Genomic DNA, 20,018 nt, shown 5'->3' with positions numbered 1-20,018 from the left:
AGGCGCGCTGGAGAGGCTCAGTCGGCCTTCTGCTCGGGCTTTTGATCCAGGGTGCGCAACAGGCTCGCCACCACCGGCGCCGCATGCTCGCCCCCGGTCGCGTCCGACCGGCTGACGAATACCGCGAACGCCAGGCGCCGCGTCTGTCCCGCCAGGCTGCCCGGTTCGAGCCAGCCGGTGAACCAGACCGTGGCCTGGCCGGCGTCGCCCACCGGCGCGGTCCCGGTCTTGCCGTACAGGCCGGCGCGCAGGCGGTCGAAGTGCGCGCCGCGGAAGGCGCCCGCCGCCGTGCCGTGGGTGACGACGCCGTGCAGGCCGGCGCGCACCCGGTCGAGCCGCACCCCCAGCGGCGCGCCCGGCACCGGCCTGGCCGCCTGTCCGTCGAGCGCCAGCAGCAGGCGCGGCGCGATCGCGCGTCCTTCGCCGACCGCGCCCGCCGTCATCGCCATGTGCAGGGGCGTGGCCTGCATGCGCAGGCCGATCGCCATCTGGCGCAACTCGTGGCGCGAGCCGATCGGGTCGATCCCGGCGGCGCTGGCCTGCAGCGCGTCCCAGCCGCGCCAGTCGAACTCGGGCGGCAGCAGGCCGCCGTCGAGCTGGAGCGGACGCTCGAAGCCGAGGCGGCGCGCCATGTCGGCGATCGGACGCACGCCGTCCATGGCCGTGTCGTCGAGCGCGCGCAGGCTGGGCGCGCCGCCCCGGGCCTTGCCGAACAGGCTGGCGTCGGACAGTTCGGCGCCCCAGGCGAACCAGGTATTGAGGCTATGGGACAGCGCTTCGCTCAGCCCCAGCTTGCCGTCCCGGGCGCGGCGGCCGGGGACCGCGTCGCGGAAGTTCGTGATGCGCGCGCCGCCGCCGGCCGGATAGGCCGCGGCATCGGTGCGGAAGGCGAAGCCGCGGCTGGCGGCCAGCGCATCCATCCCGGCCAGCGGCATGCCGTCCAGCAGCGCGTCGAGGCGCGGGTCGCGCCGGGCGGCCAGCTCCAGGCCCAGCGCGCTGACGATCTTGAAGGTCGAGCCGGGGCTGCGCTCGACACCGCCGTCGTGCTGGAAGGCCGCCTGGCGCAGGGGACTGCGGGCGGGATCGACCTGGTCGAATGCGCGCACTTCGCGCCAATCGGCCTGCGCCAGGTCGGCGCTGCCGCTGCTGGCCGCGGCCAGGATGTCGCCACTGCCGGTATCGAGCAGCACCAGGCCCGCCTGGCGCCCGGCCGGGGCATCGGCTCCCCCCTGGCAGCGCGCGCCATCCCACTGCCCGCGGCGCATCCCGACGCAGTCGAGCACCGCCTGGGAGGTGCGCTGCAGGCCCAGGTCGAGCGTGAGCCTGGCGGCGTGCGCGCGGCCGTCCTTCGAGGGCAGGCGCGCCAGCATGCCGGCCACGCTGCTCGCCTGGCCGGGGTGCAGGCCGAGCAGCGTGCCCAGCCCGGCCGCGCGCGCGGCGGCGGTGACGGCGCCGGCGCCCCACAGCGGCGTGCCCGCGCGGTCTGCCAGCAGAACCGGCACCGGCACCTGCACCGGCGCCGGCGCCGTGGCCTGCCCCGCGCGGGGAAGCGCCCGCCACGCGAGCCGGCCATGCTCGAGTTGCAGGTGGCGGTAAGCGGCGTCGCCGCTTCCGCCCATGCCGGCCAGGTCGAGCGGCGCGGCGGCGAGCACGACCTGGCGCGCGCCCGCATGCGGCACCAGCACCAGTTCGCGCACGTCGTCCGGCCGGCGGCAGGCGCGGCCCGCGCAGGCCGGGCGCGTCGCGGCGGGCAGCGCGCCATCGATGCGCGTCACCTGGCCGGCGACCATCAGGGCGATGCGTTCGTCGCCACGCGCCGGCTGCGCCAGCGTCAGCACGAGCCGGGCATTGGCGGCGCCGCCCGGCCAGTCGGCCACGCGCCGCCACGGCGTCCAGCCCTGCGGCAGGCGGTCGAACAGGCGCGCCGCGCCCAGCGGCATCGCCTCGTCGGTGGCGACTGCATTCGCGCCCGCCTCGACGCGCCAGGCGCCGGCCGACGGTCCCGGGCGCAGGCGCCAGGCCAGCAGGCGCCGCTCGCCATTGAAGAGGCGGATCTGTTCGCGCACATAGGCGCCGTCGGCGCGATGGTGGAGCCGCTCGAGCAGGCGCCGGCCCGCCGCGTCGAGCACGACATGGTCCCAGCCGCGCAGGTCGGCCGCGCGCTGGCCCGGGGTGGCCGCGCGCCATGCCGGCAGGTCGCGCGGCGCCGTCGCGATCATTGCGCCCGGCGAGACGCGCACCAGGCCACGCGCCAGCAAGCCGTCGAACAGGGCGCCGTCTTCCAGGGCCGCCGCGGCGGCCTCCGGAACGCGGTAGTCGCCGGGAGCTAGCCGCGCACTGGTCACCCCTCCGCGCGCGGGAAAGGCGGCGACCAGGGCGGCCGATGCAGTGCCCGATGCAGCCCGGTAGCGCGTCAGCACCAGTTCGCCGCCTTGCGCGCAAGCGGCGCCGGCCCGGCGCGCGACGCGCAGCGCCTCGTGCTCGCCCCAGACCAGCCAGCCCTCGCGGCCCAGGACCGCCGTGCCGCGTTCGCCGCGCGCGATGCCGCCGGCACTCGCGTCGCCGATCCAGCGCGCCGCCCGGCCGTGCCAGGCCAGCCGCAGAGGCGACGCCAGCGACCCGCCGATATCGACCCGCGGCATGTCCGCACCGGCCAGCACCAGGTTGCGCAGCGTGACCGGGCTGGACCCGCTCTCGTTGCGCGCCGCCCAGCGCGCCACATCGGCGAAGCGGTAGCCGATGCGCAGCGGCGCCAGCCGTCCGCCGCTTTGCGCCAGTGCCTGTTCACACAGGTCGATCACGACCGGCCGCCCGGCGCGCATGCCTGACAAGACCAGCAGGGCGCCGCCCGGATGCGCGGCCAGGTGCACGCCGGGCACGGCCGGCACGCTGAAGGACACGCCCGGCAGCGCCGGCTGGAAGGCCGGCAGCGTGCGCACCGGCCCGCCCGCGGCCAGGCGGTTCGGCGCCGCCGCCCCGAGCGAACGGGCATGGCCGGCAATGAGCAGGGCGCCGCCGAGGGCCAGGCCTGCGGCGAGCAGGACCAGCCAGAAGCGCGGGCCCGCGTGCCAGTCGGGCAGGCGCACGGCCGGCCTGGCGCGCACCCCGCCCGCGCGCAGGTTGCGCGCGCGGCGCCAGTTCCGGCGCCTGGCGTCGAGGTCGGTCAGCACCGCGGCGAACACTCCTCCCATCTCGTCTCCCCGGCGGCCGGGATGGCCGCGTTCGCCCAGTCCTAGCGGGGGGACGCGCAAAGCGTGCCGATAAGCGTGCCGATAAGCGTGGCGATAAGCGTGCCGATAAGCGTGCCGATACCGTCGGGCTGGACGCCCGCGGCGCGGTGCGCCGGTCGCCCCGTCGTGCAGGCCATCCCGCGTTTCATGCGCCTCGTCGCAATCCGGTGGAGTATTGCGCGGGCCCTGGCTACATTGGACACATCGCAAGCCACCCGCCACCCGCCAACCGCAAGGAGAAACACCGTGAACATCGCCAAGCACATGGAAGCCGTTTTCGTCGTTGCCCTTGCCGCCGCCGGCTCGGCCAGCTTCCTGTCCGACCCGCCGCAGGCCCGGGCCCGGCCCGCCGCCATCGTCGACTCGAGCATCGCCACCGAAACGAAGATGGCCGTGGTCGTCGTCAAGGGCAAGCGCCCGTCCGCCGTACGGGCTCCTGCCATGCTGGCCGATCGCCGTACTGGCGGGATCCGCATTTGAACGGCGCTCGCAACGCGCGCCGGGCCGCCTCCTGAGGCGCGTCCGGCGGCGCCGCTTCCTCCTGCCGTCTTCCCGTCCGTGCGCCTGTCGCGGCCGAGCTGCCGCAATCTGTTTCAGTTGTAAGCAGGTGCATCAAACATCCCACGCCATCCGAGCGATTGATATATTGAATCATCCGCTTTTGGAGATGGAGAACGAGATGAAACGCAGCCTGACCCTTGCAAGCCTGATCGCCGTCGGCGCCGCCGCGTTTGCACCGCTGCCATCGATGGCCCAAACCGATGTCCAACTGTATATCGGCTCGGCCCCGCCGGCACCGGTGTACGAACGCGCCCCCGCAGCGCGCCGCGGCTATGTCTGGTCGCCGGGTTACTGGGAATGGCGTGGGCATCGCCACTACTGGGTGCCGGGCAGCTACATCGTCGAGCGTCCCGGCTACGTGTACGCGCCGCCGGCCTGGCAGCAACGCGGCGGCCGCTGGCACATGCACCAGGGCGGCTGGGCGCCACGCGGCGATGGCTACTACGGCGCGCGTGACGGCCACTACGCCGCGCGTGACGGCTACTACGCTTCGCGCGACGGCTATTACGCATCGCGTGACAGCTACGCCCGCCAGGGCTTCTACGACGGCGGCTACCGCAACGGTCACGGCTACCGCGACCGCAACCGCGACGGCGTGCCCGATCGCTACGAGCACCACCGCGGCATCGGCGCGCGCGACTACGACCGCGACGGCGTGCCGAACCGCTACGACCGCGACCGCGACAACGACGGCGTGCTCAACGAGTACGACCGCGACCGCGACGGCGACGGCCGCCGCAACCGCCACGACAGCAGCCCGGACAATCCGTACCGCCGCTGAACGGCATCCTGAAGCACCCTGCGGGGCGCTTCGTTCATGTCCGTGTCGCCCGCGCCCATGGTGTCCGTTCGTGCGAAACCGGTTATGCTCGCGCCATGACCGAACTCGACCGCTTGCAAGGCGCCGCCAACCGCGGCGAACTGGCCGCCAGCCGCAGGCTGGCCCTGCGCACGGGCGTGCCGATCGAGGAGGCGCTGCGCAGTACCCTGGCCGCCAGCGCCGGCGCGGCCGGCTTGCCGGCACTGCTGGCCGAACGCGGCGCGCTGCGCGAACGCGAGGCCGCGCACCTGCGCGCCCGGCAAGCGGCGCGCGCGGCCGCGCTGGCCCTGCGCCGTGCCCGTCACGACGGCGCCCCGACTCCCTGGCGCGCCTGGTTCGACGGCTCGGCCAGGCCGAACCCCGGACACTGCGGCATCGGCGCGCGCCTGCTCGGCCCGGCCGGCGAAGTGATCGAATTGTGCGATCCGGCCGGCTACGGCAATAGCGGCGAAGCGGAATACCTGGCCCTGATCGCCGTGCTGGAAGCAGCGGCGCGCCACGGCGCGCACGAACTGACGGTGTATGGCGACAGCCGCGTCGTACTCGACGACGCCAGCGCGCCGCACGCCGCCGGTGCTCCCGCCCTGCAGCCGTATCGCGCGCGCGTGCAGGCGCTACTGGCGCTGCTGCCGGGCGCCCGGCTGCGCTGGGTGCCGCGCCATAAGAACTTGGACGCCGATGCCCTGTCGCAACGCGCCAGCCGGCTCTGTGCCCTGGCTTCCGATGACCGTCCATGAGCACGCGCGCCTGCAGGGCGGGCGCCGCCCGGTGCCGCCTGTTTCGACGGGCGGCATTCCATCGCCTCCCCGGCATCGGCGGCATCCACGCCTTGAGACGGGCGGTGTCACCGGGGAGAACAAGTTGCGGCGGGTATTCCCTGTCGGAAAACTTTACAGAAAGGTTGACAACAATCTGGCGTACATTCGCAAGTTTCTGATTTTACAGATAAATTTCCTGCTGGCATGCTAATTGCTCATCAATACACAACTCCAACGCCACTCGAAAGCACACTGATGAACTTCCTGAACACACTTGGCTGCGTCGCAGCCGTCGCCATGGTCGCCAGCGCGGCCCAGGCTGCTCCGATCATGAACAACTGGATCTTCAACCCGGTCGGCACCGGCCTGGTCAAGGGCCAGAAGATCAACGAGTACCTGGACGTGAACGGAAACGCCTTCATTCAGATCAAGCCGACCGGCGGCGCCTCGTTCTCGTTTACCGACCACGCGGTCTTTAACCTGGTCCAGGCCGACAGCAATGGCCAACTGTTCCCGGTTAACTACAAGGGCGGCAACATTACCGCGACCCTGGTCGGCTACGGCACCGGCACCTTCGGCGGCGCCTTCCGCTTTGACGGCGGCACGATCAAAATGTACCAGAACAAGACTAATGGCCAATACGGTACCACCAGGGGTTATTTCGGGGCCAATCTGGGCGAAGTGATCGCCGAGTTCAACATCCTCGTCGGCGGCGGCGGTTCGGTCGATGCCAAGGGCAACCCGACCGACAACGGCCAGGTCAGCGTTTCGGCCAAAACCATCGCCGGCACCATGGATGCGGGCTATTTCTTTGACAACCGCGGCGTCGACATGTCGACCCTGACGAGCACGGCATTTGCCTTCACCAATGCCAATACGGTCGGCAAGCCGACCGCGCGCCTGATCAACGAAGTCGCTTGCCAGTTCGCCGGCTACACCGGTTCCGGCTGCGGCAAAGGCAAGTACGCGAACGTCGCGGGCGACCATTTCTTTATCAGCGGCAACGGCCAGTTCAAGTTCGCCGAAGTGCCTGAACCAGGGTCGGTCGCGCTGTTCGGCATCGCCCTGATAGGCCTGGGCGTCCTGCGCCGCCGCGTGAAGTAATTCGCTACCCGACGTCGCCCTGCCCCATGGCCCGGCACGCCGGGCCATGTTTGTTTAGCGCTCCCGCAGATGCGCCCGGCCCGGCGGGCGGGAAGCTCAGAACTTCAGCTCCAGCGTCGCGCGCACGCTCGGCCCGGCCTTGAAGCGGGTTTCGCGCACGACCAGTCCGCGCTCCTCTTCGACGAAACTGCCGCGGTTGACGAAGTCCTGGCCCAGCAGGTTCGACAGCGCCACGCGCAGCTGCTGCCGGGGCGTGAATTTGTAGAGCGCATACGCTTCCAGCTCGCGCCGCGGCACGATGAAGGACGTCTGGCGCTCCGAGACCCGCACGGTGCCGCCCTGCTTGTAGGCGAAGCTGGCGCCCGTGCTAAGCTCGCCGCGCCTGTAATCGATGCCGAGGTTGCCCGACAGGCGCGTCTGGCCATCCAGGCGGTTGTCCGGCCCCGGTACGCCTTCCACCCGCGACCAGTTGGCCGACAGGCTGGCACGCAGGTCGATCGCCGGCGCATCCTTCATGAGCGCCTTCAAGGGGAACTTGGTTTCCAGTTCCAGCCCACGAGTCCTGGCGCGGCCTGCGTTCGTCGGCATCGCCACCCAGCGCGCGCCGTCGAAATCGACCAGGGTGCGCGTGTAGTCGTCGATACGGCGCATCGAGGCGCTGATCGACACCAGCGCGCCCTCGGCCCAGTAATGCTCGTAGGAGGCGTCGAAGCCGAGCGCCAGTTCCGGCTTCAGGTCCGGGTTGCCGGCGAAGTCGGGATCGGTCGAGCGGTTGTCGATCGCGCTCTGGCGACGCGGGATCAGCTGCTGGAAGCTCGGCGCCTTGTAGGTGCGGGTGACGGCGAAGCGGATCTGGTCGCCCTTCTTATCCGGAATCTTGAACAGGGTCTGCATCACCGGGCTCCAGACGTAGGAGCTCGAGCGGCCGGTGGAGAAGGTATTACCCGTGGTGCGGGTGCGGATTCCTTCCCAGCGCGCACCCAGGTACAGCGACCAGCGCGGCGTCAGGTTCCACTCGTCCTGGGCATACAGCGCCAGGCGCGCCACGCGCGAGTCGGATGTCTCGCCATCGGGCAGCGCCGGCAACAGCAGGCGTCCCGCCTCGCTTTCCTCGCGGCTGTCCTCGCGCACGGAATAGCCGGCATCCCAGCCCATGCCCAGGGCGTGGTCCTTGAGGATCGTCTTGCTGAACTTGCCCACCGTGGTGGTGCCGGCTTCCTCGGCTTCCAGGTGAACCAGGTTATCGACCGGGCGCGCCGCCCCGGGCGGCGTGGTGCGCCGGCTGTCGGTGGTGTTCTGGCCGCCGATCAGGCTGGCCTTGACGTCGAGCTTGGCACCGCTGGCCAGCTTGTGCACCCAGTTCAGTTCCGTGCGCACGACATCGTTGTCGGACCGGAGCGACGAGTTCAGCGCAGGATAGAAGGCGGACGTGCCCAGGCTGGCGGTCGTGGTCTCGCGGTTATCGTTGCGAAAGCGGGCGGAGTTCACGAAGCTCTGGGAGGTGAGCGTGTCGCCGTTGTCGAGCGTCCAGTTCAGCCGCGGCGCGAGGTTGATCAGCATGAGGCGGCCGTTTTCGTCGCCATCCGTATGGCGTGCCACGGCGGGCCTGCCGGACGGGTCGTAGCCCTGTTCGTCGCTGGCGACCTCGCGCTTGAACTGCTCGGCCATCACGCTGCCGGCGATCGAATACGACATCTTGCCCAGTTTGTCGGACACCTGGATATTCGCCGTCGGTCCGCTGAGACCACTGCCTGCGCGTGCGCCGAGCTTGAATTCGCGTTGACCGCTGCGCACCGTTTTTTTCAGCACGATATTGACCGTGCCGGCCACCGACTGGGTCGAGAACTCGGCGCTGGCCGCGCGCAGCACTTCGATGCGCTCGATCACGTCGGGCGCGAGCGAATCGAGCGTGAAGCCGTTGGGGGCGCGCTCGCCGTTGATCAGGATCTGCGTATAGCCCACCCCCAGGCCGCGCATGCGAATTTCCGCATTGCGTCCGTTCGGACTGCTGACCGTGATGCCGGGCACGCGTTTCAGGACGTCGGCCACGTTGGTGTCGCCATATTTCGCGATCTCCGCCTGGCCGACCACGATCTTGGTGGCGGTATCGTCGCGGCGCGGATCGTAGCTGTCGGCGTTGCCGCGCACTTCGACTTTTTGCATCTCCTGCGCGGCGGCGCCGGCCGCTTTCGATGCGGCGGCGGGCGGCGTTTCCTGCGCATCCGCAGGGAAGGCGGCGGCAAGCGCGGTGGCGAGCAGGGTCAGGCGGATCGGTGAGAGGATGTACATATCAGAAAACCAAGTTTATGAACGCGTATTGTCCTATAGTTCTTCCCTATTTAAATGCTTGAGGGAATGTATTTTCGATATGCATGTTCCGGCGGGAGCGGACTACCCTGCGCAAGCGGCCCGTGCGAGGGCAATGCGCTACACTGAATTCGGGCTACGTACGCAAAACAAAGATATGCACCGCAACGCCCCTTATTTATAATTCGCCATCATCACAAGTAATAAAGGGCTGCCATCGTGTCCGATCGTTTCAAAGTACTGCCGCAATACCTCATGCCGAAGCAGGCGCTGACCACGTTCGCGGGGCGCGTTGCAGGCCACCGCGGAGGCAAGGTGACGACCCGCCTGATCCGCTGGTTCGTCGGCAAGTATGGCGTCAACATGGACGAGGCGGCCAATTCCGACATCGCCAGCTACCCGAGCTTCAACGAATTCTTCACCCGGCCCCTGAAGGAAGGCGTGCGTCCGCTCGCCGACGCCGACTTCGTCTGCCCGGTGGACGGCGCGATCAGCCAGTTCGGCGCGATCGACGATTACCACATCCTCCAGGCCAAGGGCCACAAGTTCACGACGACCCAGCTGGTGGGCGGCGATGCCACCCTGGGCGCCCAGTTCCAGCACGGCAGTTTCGCCAACCTCTACCTGAGCCCGAAGGATTACCACCGTCTGCACATGCCCTGCGACGGCCGCCTGACGCGCATGATCTACGTGCCCGGCGCCCTGTTCTCGGTGAACCCGACCACGGCGCGCGGCGTGCCCGGCCTGTTCGCCCGCAACGAGCGCGTCACCTGCGTGTTCGAGTCCGAGCAATTCGGCACTTTCGTGATGGTCCTGGTCGGCGCGACCATCGTCGGCAGCATGGCGACCCCCTGGCACGGCGTCGTCAATCCGCAGCGTCATGGACGCATCTCGGAGTGGACCTACGACGCGCAGCCGGTCGTGCTGAAAAAGGGCGAAGAGATGGGACGCTTCCTGCTTGGGTCGACGGTGGTGATGCTGTTCAAGGCCAACACGATCCAGTTCAACCCGGAATGGGCGCCGGAGCGCAAGGTGCGCCTTGGCGAGATGATGGGCAACCGACCGGCGTGATCAAGACCTCCAAGACCTGGGGTCAAGTCTGACATTCGGACGCGAACTCAACCATTCAGGCTTTCCGGAGATGGCTTGAAGCTGGGATAAAGCAGAGTTCGGGTCTGAATGTCAGACCTGACACCAGCCTTTCGTGACACCAGTCTTTCGTGAGACCTGGAGACCTGGGGTCAAGTCTGACATTCGGACGCGAACTCAACCATTCAGGCTTTCGGGAGATGGCTTGAAGCTGGAATAAAGCAGAGTTCGTGTCTGAATGTCAGACCTGACACCAGTCTTTCGGCGATCCTGGCGAGGCGGCGGCGATGGCGTCAGCCGCCGCCATCGCCGCCCGCCTCGCTGCAAAACATCTCTTCCATCAGGTCGAGGAAGGCGCGCGTCTTGGCCGGCATCAGGCGCCGGCCCGGGAACACGGCCCAGCCGGTGGCGGGCGGCAGGTGCCATTCGGGCAGTACCCGCACCAGTTCTCCCCGGCGTACCAGGGGCGACGCGAACAGTTCCGAGCTGGCCGCGATGCCGGCGCCGCTGCAGGCGATGCGCGCCAGCAGGTCGGGCGAATTGGCCGTCAGGCGCGCCGGCAGTTCGCGCTGCCAGCGCGTCTTGCCGCGCGTGAGCGTCCAGGACAGCGGGCCGCCGCCGCGGCTGAGCAGGCATAGCAGATCGTGGCCGAGCAGGTCGTCCGGGTGCTCTGGCAGGCCGCGCACGGCCGTGTAGCCGGGGGAGGCGTACAGCCCGAAGCGCTGCAGCGTGACGCGGCGCGCGGCCAGCGAAGCGTCGTCCGGCAAGTCGCCCATGCGGATGGCGATGTCGACATTTTCCGCTACCAGGTCGACCCGGCGCGGCGACAGGTCGAGTTCGACGTTCACCGCCGGGTAGCGCGCAAGAAATGCCCCGATCATCGCGCTCATGCCGAGGTTGGCGAAATCGGCCGGCAGCGATATACGCAGGCGCCCGCTGGGCGCGGCCTGGCGGTGCTGCGCCAGGGCGGCGGCCGCTTCCGATTCTTCCACCACCTTGCGCGCGTGCTCGAGCAGGCTGGCGCCGAATTCCGTGACCATCAGCTTGCGCGTCGTGCGCTGCAGCAGGCGCTCGCCGAGCCTGGCTTCCAGCAACGCAATGCGGCGCGAGACCGTCGACTTCGGCAGGTTGACGCGGGTGGCCGCGGCACTGAAGCTGCCAGCCTCGACAATGCGGGCGAACAGCAGCAGGTCGTTCGGTTCGACTTCCATTGGATTGTTCCACTGGCTGAATAATGTTATCCATTCTAGCGGCTTCTAGATTGATTTTGGAACTGCTACAGTGGCTATGTCGAAACGCCGAACTCATACAAGGAATCCAAGATGAACATCCTGCAAATTACTTCCAGCCTGCGCGGCGCCGAATCCGAGTCGACCCGTGTCACCAACAGCGTCGTCGCCAAGCTGGTCGCCGCCAACCCGAACGCGACCGTCGTCACCCGCGACCTGGCCCGCGCGCCACATCCGCCGCTCGACGAAGCCGCGCTCGGCGCCCTGTTCACCCCGGTCGAGGCGCGCACCCCCGAGCAGGCCGCCCGCGTGGCGCTCGACGACGCCCTGATCGCCCAGGTGCAGGCGGCCGACGTGGTCGTGCTCGGCGCGCCCATGTACAACTTCGGCATCCCGGTGCAGCTGAAAAGCTGGTTCGACGCGATCGCCCGCGCCGGCGTGACCTTCCGCTACACCGAGGCCGGTCCGGAAGGCCTCCTGAAGGGCAAGAAGGTGTTCGTGGCCACCGCGCGCGGCGGCGTCTACCCGCCCGATGCCGATCCCCAGGTGCCGTTCGTGCGCATGCTGCTCAACTTCCTGGGCATGACCGACCACACCTTCATCCATTCGCCGGCTCAGGCAATGGGTCCGGAAGCGGCGAGCGAGGGCCGCGCGCAAGCCGACGCCACGATCGAAGCGGCGCTGGCGTGAATGTTCCAGGCGGCGTTTTCAAGGAGAAGAATATGCATGCAGTGATCGACCAGACCGTCACCCGGCCGCGCGGCGTGGAGCGCGTCGTCAGCGGCCAGTTCGTGATGGACGGCGCAGGGGTGAAGATCAACCGCGTCCTGACCCAGGCCTTGCAGCGCCGCCTCGACCCTTTCCTGATGCTCGACGCCTTCGGCAGCGACAAGGCGGGCGACTACATCGCCGGCTTTCCGGAGCATCCGCACCGCGGCTTCGAGACCATCACCTACATGCTGGCCGGCCGCATGCGCCACCGCGACAGCGGCGGCAACGAAGGCCTGATCACGGACGGCGGCGTGCAGTGGATGACGGCCGGGCGCGGCGTGATCCATTCCGAAATGCCCGGGCAGACCGAAGGCCTGATGGAAGGCTTCCAGCTGTGGCTGAACCTGCCGGCGAAGGACAAGCTGTGCGATCCCTGGTACCGCGACATTCCGAACAGGGAGGTGCCGCGTTTCACGACGGACGCCGGCGTGACGGTGCAGGTGATCGCCGGCGCCACGCATAGCGTCGAAGGCGCCGTGCAGCGCGCCGGGACCGAGCCGCTGTATCTCGATATCGAACTGCCCGCGGGCGCCCGCTTCGAGCAGGTGCTGCCGGCCGGTCATCACGCCTTCATCTACGTGTTTCGCGGCGAGGCGATCGTCGCCGGCAAGGGCGTGCCGCACACGCGCATGGCGATTTTCGATAACGCCGAAGGCGCCGACGGGGTCGTCCTCGAGGCCGCGACGCCGACGCGCCTGCTCCTGATCGCGGGTCGTCCCTTGCGGGAACCGATCGCGCAGTACGGTCCCTTCGTGATGAACACGCAGGCCGAGCTGGAGCAGGCCGTCGCCGATTTCAGGGCCGGACGCTTCAGCGCATAAGGCTCACCGTTTCACGCGCGCCTGGGCAGTCGTTGGATCGCCCGGCGCGCTTGCGTTACACTGCCGGCATGCGTCACTGCCCCCTCTTCCCATGCCCCTGATGCCCGTCCTGCTGGACCTGCTCGCGCGTGCGAGCTTCGCGCTCGGCTTCGAGACGGTCGACCGTTTTCCGCCCCGCCACATCCATGCGCGCACGCACTGGGACCGGGCCTATTTCGATATCGCATCCGACCTCGCGCCCGAGGCCATCGAGCGCTCGCTGTGCGCCTCGATCGACAACACGCCCTCTGTCTTCGCCCACATCGCCAACCCGACGCCGGCCATGCAGCGCACGCTGCTCGCCGCGATCGACACGCGCCTGCGCCGTTCCTGCGGCGCCCCGTCGGATCTGGTGCTGCTGCTGATCGAGGCTTACCGCAGCCCGTACACGATCGAAGCGCGCCCCGGCCTGCGCGCGGCCATCGAGGCGAGCGCCGGCCAGCAAGCGCGCGACCGCGTGCATGCAGTGCTGGCGTTCCTGGGCGCGATGCCGGCCGCTTTCGACGTCATCGAGGCGCGGGACTGATGGCCGGCTGCGCCAGGTTGCTCGGCACGTAGCGTTCGCGCAGGGCCATGAAGGGCGCTTCCACCAGCCGGTACAGCAGCCACCCCGAGAACACCGACAGCACCAGCAGCACCACGATCGCCGTCGTCGTCTGCGGGCCGTAGCCCAGCTCCTGCAAGGGACCGGCGGCGACCGCACCCATGCCGCGGTGGGTGAGGTAGATCGCGTACGACCAGACGGCCAGGCGGCCGGCGCCGGGGATGCGCAGGTCGCGCAGCAGCGAGCGCTGCGCCAGCGCGGCCAGGATCAGCAAGCCAAAACCGAGCGCCAGCAGCGGATAGCCGAAGACGGTGGCGGCGAAGCCATGGCGGTTCTCCAGCAAGAGCCAGAAGGTCGCGCCGGTGACGCCGAGGCCGGCCGCCAGCAGGGCGTTGCCGTACCGGGTCAGGCGCGTCCACGGGACGAAATGCCGGTGTTTTACCAGGGCCAGCGCGACGCCGGCCACCAGTTCGTCGAGCCTGCATAAGCTCGCGTAATAGATGAGCTTGTAATAGAAGTAAATCCCATACTGCTGGCCGTCGACGCGCTCCGACCAGAGCTGGGCACGCAGCAGCATGCCGCCCAGGATGACGCAGCCGATGAAGATCCAGGCGGCCGCCATGCGCAGGTGCAGCGCGGCCCCGAGCAGTGCCAGCGCCGGCAGCACCAGGTAGAACTGTTCCTCGATCGCCAGCGACCAGCTGTGCGAAAACGCGGTGCCCGGCGCAAGGCCCAGGTTCTGGGTGAAGCTCAGATAGCGCCACAGGGGCGCGAGCGGCGCGTTCTCGCCCCAGGCCGGCCACACGAAATAGATCGCCAGGATCACCAGGTAATTCGGCAGGGTGCGCAGCAGGCGCCGTGCGTAGAAGGCCTTCATCGACAGTCCCGCCGCGGTGCCCATGGCCGCGAAAATCTGGTTGCCGATCAGGTAGCCCGAGAGGGCGAAGAACAGGTCGACGCCGACCCAGCCGATGCGCCCGACCCAGCCGAAGGTGTGGTCGTCGTTCGACACGAAGAGCGTGTAATGGTGGAGCACGACCAGCGTGACGGCGAGCGCGCGCAAGGTATCGAGGCCGTGCAGGCGGGGGCTGCGGGTATCGCTCATGGGATCGTGACGAAACGGGAGTGGCGGATCATGCCACGACGAAACCGCATGTGCCAGGGTTTCCCGATAAAATGACGGCACCGATATTTGTTTGCGCTTTACTTGGGATACTCACCGGGATACTCACGCATGACCTCCGTACCGAATCTGCAATTCAAGTTTATCAACTATACCGGCCTGGATGCCGGTCCGAGCGTGATCATCATGGGCGCGACCCACGGCAACGAGATGTGCGGCACCGAGGCGATCCGACGCGTCATGGCCGAACTCGACAGCGGCGAGCGCAAGATCGTCGCCGGCAGCGTCACCTTCGTGCCGATCGTCAATCCCCTCGCCTATTTCAGGAACGAGCGCAACGGCGAACGCAACCTGAACCGCAACCTGTTCCCGAAAGACGAGCCGCAAGACTTCGAAGACCGGATCGCAAACTGGCTGTGCCCGCTGCTGGCCCAGCACGACGTGCTGCTCGACCTGCACTCCTTCAATGCCGCGCACGGCGAGCCCTTCGTGATGGTCGGTCCCCTGAACAACGCCGGCCCGCTCGAAGCGTTCGAGCATGCCGACAAGGAACGCGCGCTGGCGCGCCGCCTGGGCGTGCGCCGTTTCGTGACCGGCTGGATGGCCGCCTATGGCGGCGGCGTGCAGCGCCGTTCGCGCGGGAACGCGGCCGAACTGGAAACCGTGCTGCGCTATGGTGTCGGCACCACCGAATACATGCGCACCACTGGCGGCTACGCGCTGACCCTCGAATGCGGCCAGCACCTCGACCCGCAGGCGCCGGAAGTGGCCTACCGCGCGATCGTCAACACGCTCGCGTTCCTGAAACTGATCGAGGCGCCGGAGCCGGAACCGGTGCCGTTCGACGAGATGGAAGCGCTGCAGATGGTCGTGGTGCACGACAAGCAGGATGCCGGCGACCAGTTCGCGCGCGCCTGGGCCAGTTTCGATCCGGTCGCCGAGGGCGAACGGATCGGGACGAGGGCCGACGGCACGCCGGTCGTGGCGGAATTTTCGGGGCGGATCCTGTTCCCGGACGCGAAAGCGGGCGCCAATTCCGAGTGGTATTACCTGACCCGGGCCAATCCCGATTTCGGGCGCGATTGAGCGGCAGGCGGCGCGGCCGCTTGCCCGGCCGGGCTAGCGTGCGGCGTTGCCGCTGCTGCCGTTCTAGTGGATAATTCGCACCCATGACCGATACCGCAACCCTCCCCCCTCTCCCCGACCGGCTCTCGATCGATCCGAGCAGCCCTTTTCACAACCGCGACGTGTTCCAGCATGACGTCGGCATCCGCTTCAACGACAAGGACCGCTTCGACGTCGAAGAGTATTGCTTGAGCGAAGGCTGGATCAAGGTTGCCGCCGGCAAGACCCTGGACCGCAGGGGCAAGCCGATGCTGATCAAACTGAAGGGCAAGGTCGAAGCCTTCTACCGCTGACCTGCCGCGCCGGCAGGCGCCATGGGCGCCGCCGGCATCTTCCCGTTCCTCCCCACGGGCAAAGCGCGGCCGGTGTGCCCCCGGCAAGCTGTCGCCCGACTGCCACATCTGATGTTTCCATTAGGAAAAAGGCTTGCACGGCCAAATTCCGGCCCCTATCATTGTCGACTTGGATTGCCTTTGGGCAATGTTTAGCCTGCACCGGCGCTTGCCGGGATATTGGAATTTGGATGAAACTGTTAAAGACTGTGTCGACCTTGCTGGTCGCATTCGCCGCCGCCAGCGCGGCCCAGGCCGCCGAGATCGCGGTCACCCTCGGCGCCGGCAGCACCGGCCTCGGCCTGCACCTCACCACCCCGCTCACCCCCCAACTCAACGCCCGCGTCGGCCTGAACCACGCCAACTATTCGTCCACCGGCAATACGCCGGACGTGAACTACGACTTCAAGCTCAAACTCGCCACCGTCGACGCCCTGCTCGACTACCACCCGTTCGCCAGCGCCTTCCGCATCAGCGCCGGCCTGATCCACAACGGCAACCGTATCGAGCTCAATGCCCGCCCGAATGCGAACGGCAGCTATACGATCAATGGCCGCACCTACAGCCCGGCAGCCGTTGGCCAGATGGAAGGCGACGTCGAGTTCCGCAAGCTCGCGCCTTATCTCGGTATCGGCCTGGGCAATGCGGTGCAGGCGGCCGGCTGGGGCTTCGGCATGGATCTCGGCGTGGCCTTCCAGGGCTCGCCCAGGACCCGGCTGGCGTCGACCGGCTGCGCGGCGCTGGCCGCGGTCTGCACCACGCTCGCCAACGACGTGGCCGCCGAGAATGCGAAGCTGGCCGAGGAAGTCAAGGACCTGAAACTCTATCCCGTGCTGCGCGTGGGCGTCAGCTACCGTTTCTGACGCGCCTCCCCGGGCGCGAAGCAAAAGCAGGCCGCCGGCCTGCTTTTTTCATGCCGGCGTCAGCAGTTTCAGGCCCGCGATGCCGAGCGCGATCAGGCCGATCGAGCCAATGCGCAGTGCGCCGGCCGGCTCGCCGAGCATCATCATGCCGAACACGGCCGTGCCTATGGTGCCGATGCCGGTCCAGACCGCGTAGGCCGTTCCAAGCGGCAAGTGACGCAGGGCCAGGCCCAGCATGCCGACGCTGAGCAGCATCGCCAGCAGCGTGAAGGCGGTTGGAATCGGCTTGGTAAAGCCTGCCGTGTACTTCAGCCCCACTGCCCACGACACTTCCAGCAAGCCCGCCAGCACCAGGTAAAACCAGCTCATCGTCGACCTTCCGCGGGGCATGCCCGTCCATGAAAAACGGGCGCAAGTATAACACCTGGACGGTGCGGCGCAGCTCGGCCCCGGCGCGGTGAAGCCGGCCGGCAGCGTCAGCCTGGTGCGCCCGCAGCGCGACTACGCGCCAGGCGGTATCGACGCGTCTGCGTCGGGTATGCACACCCCGTGGAGGCGCCGCGTTTCTCCTGGGACTGCTCTTGCACTCATGATATTCTTGCGCGATTCGCGGTCGCGCCGGCGGGCGGTGCACGCTCTGACAGGGAATCATCTTGAATCGTTTTGCACCACGGGCACTTGCCATCGCCACCGCGTTCGCCATATCGACCTCTGCCGGCAGCGCCCACGCCGCCCCGCCTCCGCGCGCCGAAAACGCCTTTCTTTCGGAACAGGACGCCGCGGCGCGCTCGGCGCGCGTGTCGAACGTCGAGTACGCGCTCGCGTTCACGCTGACCGGCAAGGAAAGCTTCAGCGGCGTCACCAGCGCGACCTTCGACCTGGCCGACACCGCCGCGCCCCTGACGATCGACCTCGACCAGGCGACCGTGACATCGGTGAGCGTCAATGGCAAGCCTGTGCAGGCCAGGTACAACGGCTGGTTCGTGACGATTGACGCAACCGACCTGGCCAGGGGCCGCAACACCGTCGTCATCGCCTACGAGCGCCTGCACGGCACGAACGGCGAAGGCTTGCACCGCATGGTCGATCCGGTCGATGGCCGCGTCTACACCTACTCCCACTTCGAGCCGGCCGCCGCGCACCAGATGTTCGCCGTCTTCGACCAGCCCGACCTGAAGGCGACCTACCAGGTCACGGCCACCGCCCCGGCCGACTGGCATGTGGTCTCGACCACGCGCGAGAGCGCGATCGAGGACGCCGGCCGGATGAAGCGCTGGGTCTTTCCGAAGACCAAAAAGCTGAGCCCCTACAATTTCTCGCTGCATGCCGGTCCGTACAAGGTGTGGGAAGACAAGCGCGGCCCCTACCCGATGCGCCTGTTCGCGCGCCAGTCGGTGGCGGCGCAGGTCACGCCCGAGGACTGGTTCCGCTATACCAGGGACGGCCTGGCCTTCTTCGACAACTACTTCGGCATTCCTTACCAGTTCGAGAAATACGACCAGCTGCTGGTGCCGGACTTCCTGTACGGCGCGATGGAAAACGCCGGCGCGATCACCTTTGCCGAAAGCGGCTTCCTGCACAAGGCGGCCATGACCGACGCCCAGCGCCACTCGCTGGCCTCGGTGATCATGCACGAGATGGCGCACCAGTGGTTCGGCGACCTGGTCACCATGCAATGGTGGAACGGGCTCTGGCTGAACGAAAGCTTCGCGTCCTTCATGGGTACCCTGGCCACGGCCGAGGCGACCGAATTCAAGAATGCGTGGCAGCACTTCTACTCGACCGGCAAGCAGGCCGCCTACGCACAGGACCAGAAATCGAATACCCATCCGATCGAGGTGCCGGTGCCGTCGACGGCCAACGCCTTCGACAACATCGACGCGATCACCTATTCGAAGGGCGCCTCGACCCTGATCCAGCTGCGCCACCTGCTGGGCGCGGAAGTCTTCCGCAAGGGCGTGCATGACTACCTGACCAGGTACGCCTACCGGAACGCCAGGCTCGACGACTTCATCGGCAGCCTGGGCGCCGCGGCCGGGCGCGATCTGTCCGGCTGGACGCGCGCGTGGCTGTACGAGCCGGGCGTGAACACGATCGCCGCGAACTTCAGCTGCGCCGGCGGCAAAGTGCGCGCGTTGACGCTTGCCCAGACGGCGCCGGGCAAGGCCTTGCCGACGCTGCGCGAGCAGCGCGTGCAGGTGGCCACCTTCAAGCTCGGCGGCGGCAAGCTGGTGCCCCTGCACGCCGTGCCCGTGACCTACAAGGGCGCCACGACCGAGGTGCCGGCCCTGGCGGGCAGCGCTTGCCCGGACCTGGTCTATCCCAACTACCAGGACTGGGGCTTCGTGAAGGTGCAGCTCGACAGGCGCTCGTTCCAGACCGCGCGCGCCAGCCTGGCCAAGGTCGACGACGCGCTGCTGCGCACGATGCTGTGGCAAAGCCTGTGGGACGGCGTGCTCGACGCCAAGCTGCCGCTGGACGCTTTCCTGGAGACAGTGCTGGCCAACGCGCCGCTGGAAAAGGATTACACGCTGCTGGGCGACGTGCTGGGCAAGGTCGCCCAGTCGAAGGAATACCTCGACCTGACCGGCCAGCGTTCGGCCTGGGCCAGGCGGATGCGCACCGACCTGCAAGACATGGCCTGGAAGGCGACCGCAGCCAGCAAGGGCAACGACAACTTCCAGCGCCGCTGGTTCGACGCTTACCTGAACCTGGCCAGCACCCCGCCTGCCCTGGCGCGCCTGGCCGGCGTGCTGGCCGGCACCACGGTGGTCGAGGGCTTGGCGCTCAACCAGGACTTGCGCTGGGCCATCGTGCGCCGTTTGAACCGCTACGACCACCCGGGCGCCGCCGCCCTGGTGGCGGCCGAAGCGGTGCGCGACCGGTCCGACGCCGGCCAGGCCGCGGCGCTGGGCGCGGCCGTGATCCGTCCCGATCCGAAGATCAAGGCCGAATGGCTCGGTACGGTCGAAGACTTGCAGACCAAGCTGCCGTTTTCGAAAATCCGCACCGCGATGGGCAGCCTGTATCCGGCCGAGCAAAGCGTGCTGGCCGAAGCGACGGCCGCGCAGCGCCTGGCCGGGCTGCCCGCGATCGACAAGGCGGCCGGCCCGGTCTACATGCGCAGCTATGCATCCGCGCTGATTCCTGCAAGCTGCACCCCGGCCAGCGTCAAGCGCCTGACCGAGGCGGCGGCGGGGATGACGGACCTGTCGGCCGGCACCCGCCGCGCCCTGCGCGATGCCCAGCAGGAAGACCAGCGCTGCTTGCGCATCAAGCAAGCCATGACGGCGCCGAAGTGA

Annotated in this window: 17 protein-coding genes; 12 read left to right on the top strand and 5 right to left on the bottom strand. The window is 68.3% G+C overall.

The window, feature by feature from the left end; genetic code table 11:
• Positions 1 to 17: 17 nt before the first annotated feature.
• Positions 18 to 3,191, bottom strand: coding sequence for a penicillin-binding transpeptidase domain-containing protein (locus tag ACFPOU_RS03320; RefSeq protein WP_379717189.1), 3,174 nt, complete (start codon positions 3,189 to 3,191; stop codon positions 18 to 20).
• 285 nt (positions 3,192 to 3,476) lie between these two features.
• On the opposite strand from ACFPOU_RS03320, the gene ACFPOU_RS03315 reads away from it, so the two are divergent.
• From ACFPOU_RS03315 to pepA, 4 genes are all read left to right on the top strand, one after another.
• Entirely contained in the window at positions 3,477 to 3,710 is a 234-nt protein-coding gene (locus ACFPOU_RS03315) for a hypothetical protein (protein WP_379717187.1), read from the top strand.
• A 199-nt stretch (positions 3,711 to 3,909) separates the two neighbouring features.
• Positions 3,910 to 4,572, top strand: a complete 663-nt coding sequence (locus ACFPOU_RS03310; RefSeq protein ID WP_379717185.1) for a YXWGXW repeat-containing protein — start codon at positions 3,910 to 3,912, stop codon at positions 4,570 to 4,572.
• A 95-nt stretch (positions 4,573 to 4,667) separates the two neighbouring features.
• Positions 4,668 to 5,348, top strand: a complete 681-nt coding sequence (locus ACFPOU_RS03305) for a ribonuclease HI family protein (RefSeq protein ID WP_379717183.1) — start codon at positions 4,668 to 4,670, stop codon at positions 5,346 to 5,348.
• Between the two features lie 276 nt (positions 5,349 to 5,624).
• The gene (pepA, locus tag ACFPOU_RS03300; RefSeq protein WP_379717181.1) at positions 5,625 to 6,473 is read left to right on the top strand and encodes a flocculation-associated PEP-CTERM protein PepA; all 849 of its coding nucleotides are present in this window, start codon (positions 5,625 to 5,627) and stop codon (positions 6,471 to 6,473) included.
• Between the two features lie 96 nt (positions 6,474 to 6,569).
• On the opposite strand, the gene ACFPOU_RS03295 is transcribed toward pepA, so the two are convergent.
• The gene (locus tag ACFPOU_RS03295) at positions 6,570 to 8,762 is read right to left on the bottom strand and encodes a TonB-dependent receptor plug domain-containing protein (protein WP_379717178.1); all 2,193 of its coding nucleotides are present in this window, start codon (positions 8,760 to 8,762) and stop codon (positions 6,570 to 6,572) included.
• Positions 8,763 to 8,999: 237 nt separating this feature from the next.
• Here ACFPOU_RS03295 and asd point away from each other — a divergent pair, with 237 nt between their 5' ends.
• Positions 9,000 to 9,851 (top strand): archaetidylserine decarboxylase, encoded by an 852-nt coding sequence (gene asd, locus ACFPOU_RS03290; protein ID WP_379717175.1) that lies wholly within the window; start codon positions 9,000 to 9,002, stop codon positions 9,849 to 9,851.
• Positions 9,852 to 10,162: 311 nt separating this feature from the next.
• Here asd and ACFPOU_RS03285 read toward each other — a convergent pair whose 3' ends face one another.
• Positions 10,163 to 11,080 (bottom strand): LysR family transcriptional regulator, encoded by a 918-nt coding sequence (locus ACFPOU_RS03285; RefSeq protein ID WP_379717172.1) that lies wholly within the window; start codon positions 11,078 to 11,080, stop codon positions 10,163 to 10,165.
• A gap of 111 nt (positions 11,081 to 11,191) precedes the next feature.
• Between ACFPOU_RS03285 and ACFPOU_RS03280 the strand changes: the two genes are divergently transcribed.
• The 3 genes from ACFPOU_RS03280 (at position 11,192) to ACFPOU_RS03270 (ending at position 13,255) form a co-directional block, all read left to right on the top strand.
• A complete protein-coding gene (locus ACFPOU_RS03280) occupies positions 11,192 to 11,788 on the top strand; it encodes an FMN-dependent NADH-azoreductase (protein WP_379717169.1) in 597 nt (198 codons plus the stop codon).
• Between the two features lie 32 nt (positions 11,789 to 11,820).
• Positions 11,821 to 12,690, top strand: a complete 870-nt coding sequence (locus tag ACFPOU_RS03275; protein ID WP_379717166.1) for a pirin family protein — start codon at positions 11,821 to 11,823, stop codon at positions 12,688 to 12,690.
• A 91-nt stretch (positions 12,691 to 12,781) separates the two neighbouring features.
• Complete coding sequence (locus tag ACFPOU_RS03270; protein WP_379717163.1) at positions 12,782 to 13,255, top strand: hypothetical protein; 474 nt, start codon at positions 12,782 to 12,784, stop codon at positions 13,253 to 13,255.
• On the opposite strand, the gene ACFPOU_RS03265 is transcribed toward ACFPOU_RS03270, so the two are convergent.
• Entirely contained in the window at positions 13,236 to 14,378 is a 1,143-nt protein-coding gene (locus ACFPOU_RS03265) for an acyltransferase family protein (RefSeq protein WP_379717160.1), read from the bottom strand. The genes ACFPOU_RS03270 and ACFPOU_RS03265 overlap by 20 nt on opposite strands.
• 129 nt (positions 14,379 to 14,507) lie before the next feature.
• Here ACFPOU_RS03265 and ACFPOU_RS03260 point away from each other — a divergent pair, with 129 nt between their 5' ends.
• The 3 genes from ACFPOU_RS03260 to ACFPOU_RS03250 all read left to right on the top strand — a co-directional run bounded on the left by ACFPOU_RS03260 (position 14,508) and on the right by ACFPOU_RS03250 (position 16,716).
• Positions 14,508 to 15,482: a M14 family metallopeptidase gene (locus ACFPOU_RS03260; RefSeq protein ID WP_379717157.1), complete on the top strand. Its 975-nt coding sequence runs from the start codon at positions 14,508 to 14,510 to the stop codon at positions 15,480 to 15,482.
• 83 nt (positions 15,483 to 15,565) lie between these two features.
• Entirely contained in the window at positions 15,566 to 15,814 is a 249-nt protein-coding gene (locus ACFPOU_RS03255; RefSeq protein ID WP_379717154.1) for a DUF3297 family protein, read from the top strand.
• A 230-nt stretch (positions 15,815 to 16,044) separates the two neighbouring features.
• A complete protein-coding gene (locus ACFPOU_RS03250; RefSeq protein ID WP_379717151.1) occupies positions 16,045 to 16,716 on the top strand; it encodes a hypothetical protein in 672 nt (223 codons plus the stop codon).
• Between the two features lie 48 nt (positions 16,717 to 16,764).
• Here the strand turns inward: ACFPOU_RS03250 and sugE are convergent, their stop codons facing one another.
• Positions 16,765 to 17,085, bottom strand: a complete 321-nt coding sequence (gene sugE, locus ACFPOU_RS03245) for a quaternary ammonium compound efflux SMR transporter SugE (protein ID WP_379717148.1) — start codon at positions 17,083 to 17,085, stop codon at positions 16,765 to 16,767.
• Positions 17,086 to 17,369: 284 nt separating this feature from the next.
• Here sugE and pepN point away from each other — a divergent pair, with 284 nt between their 5' ends.
• A complete protein-coding gene (gene pepN, locus ACFPOU_RS03240) occupies positions 17,370 to 20,018 on the top strand; it encodes an aminopeptidase N (RefSeq protein WP_379717145.1) in 2,649 nt (882 codons plus the stop codon).

Source organism: Massilia jejuensis (genome assembly GCF_042656795.1).
GTDB classification, from domain to species: Bacteria; Pseudomonadota; Gammaproteobacteria; order Burkholderiales; family Burkholderiaceae_D; genus Telluria; species Telluria jejuensis.
Note: the sequence above shows the minus strand (reverse complement) of the source record. Positions and strands in the feature narration are given on the sequence as shown.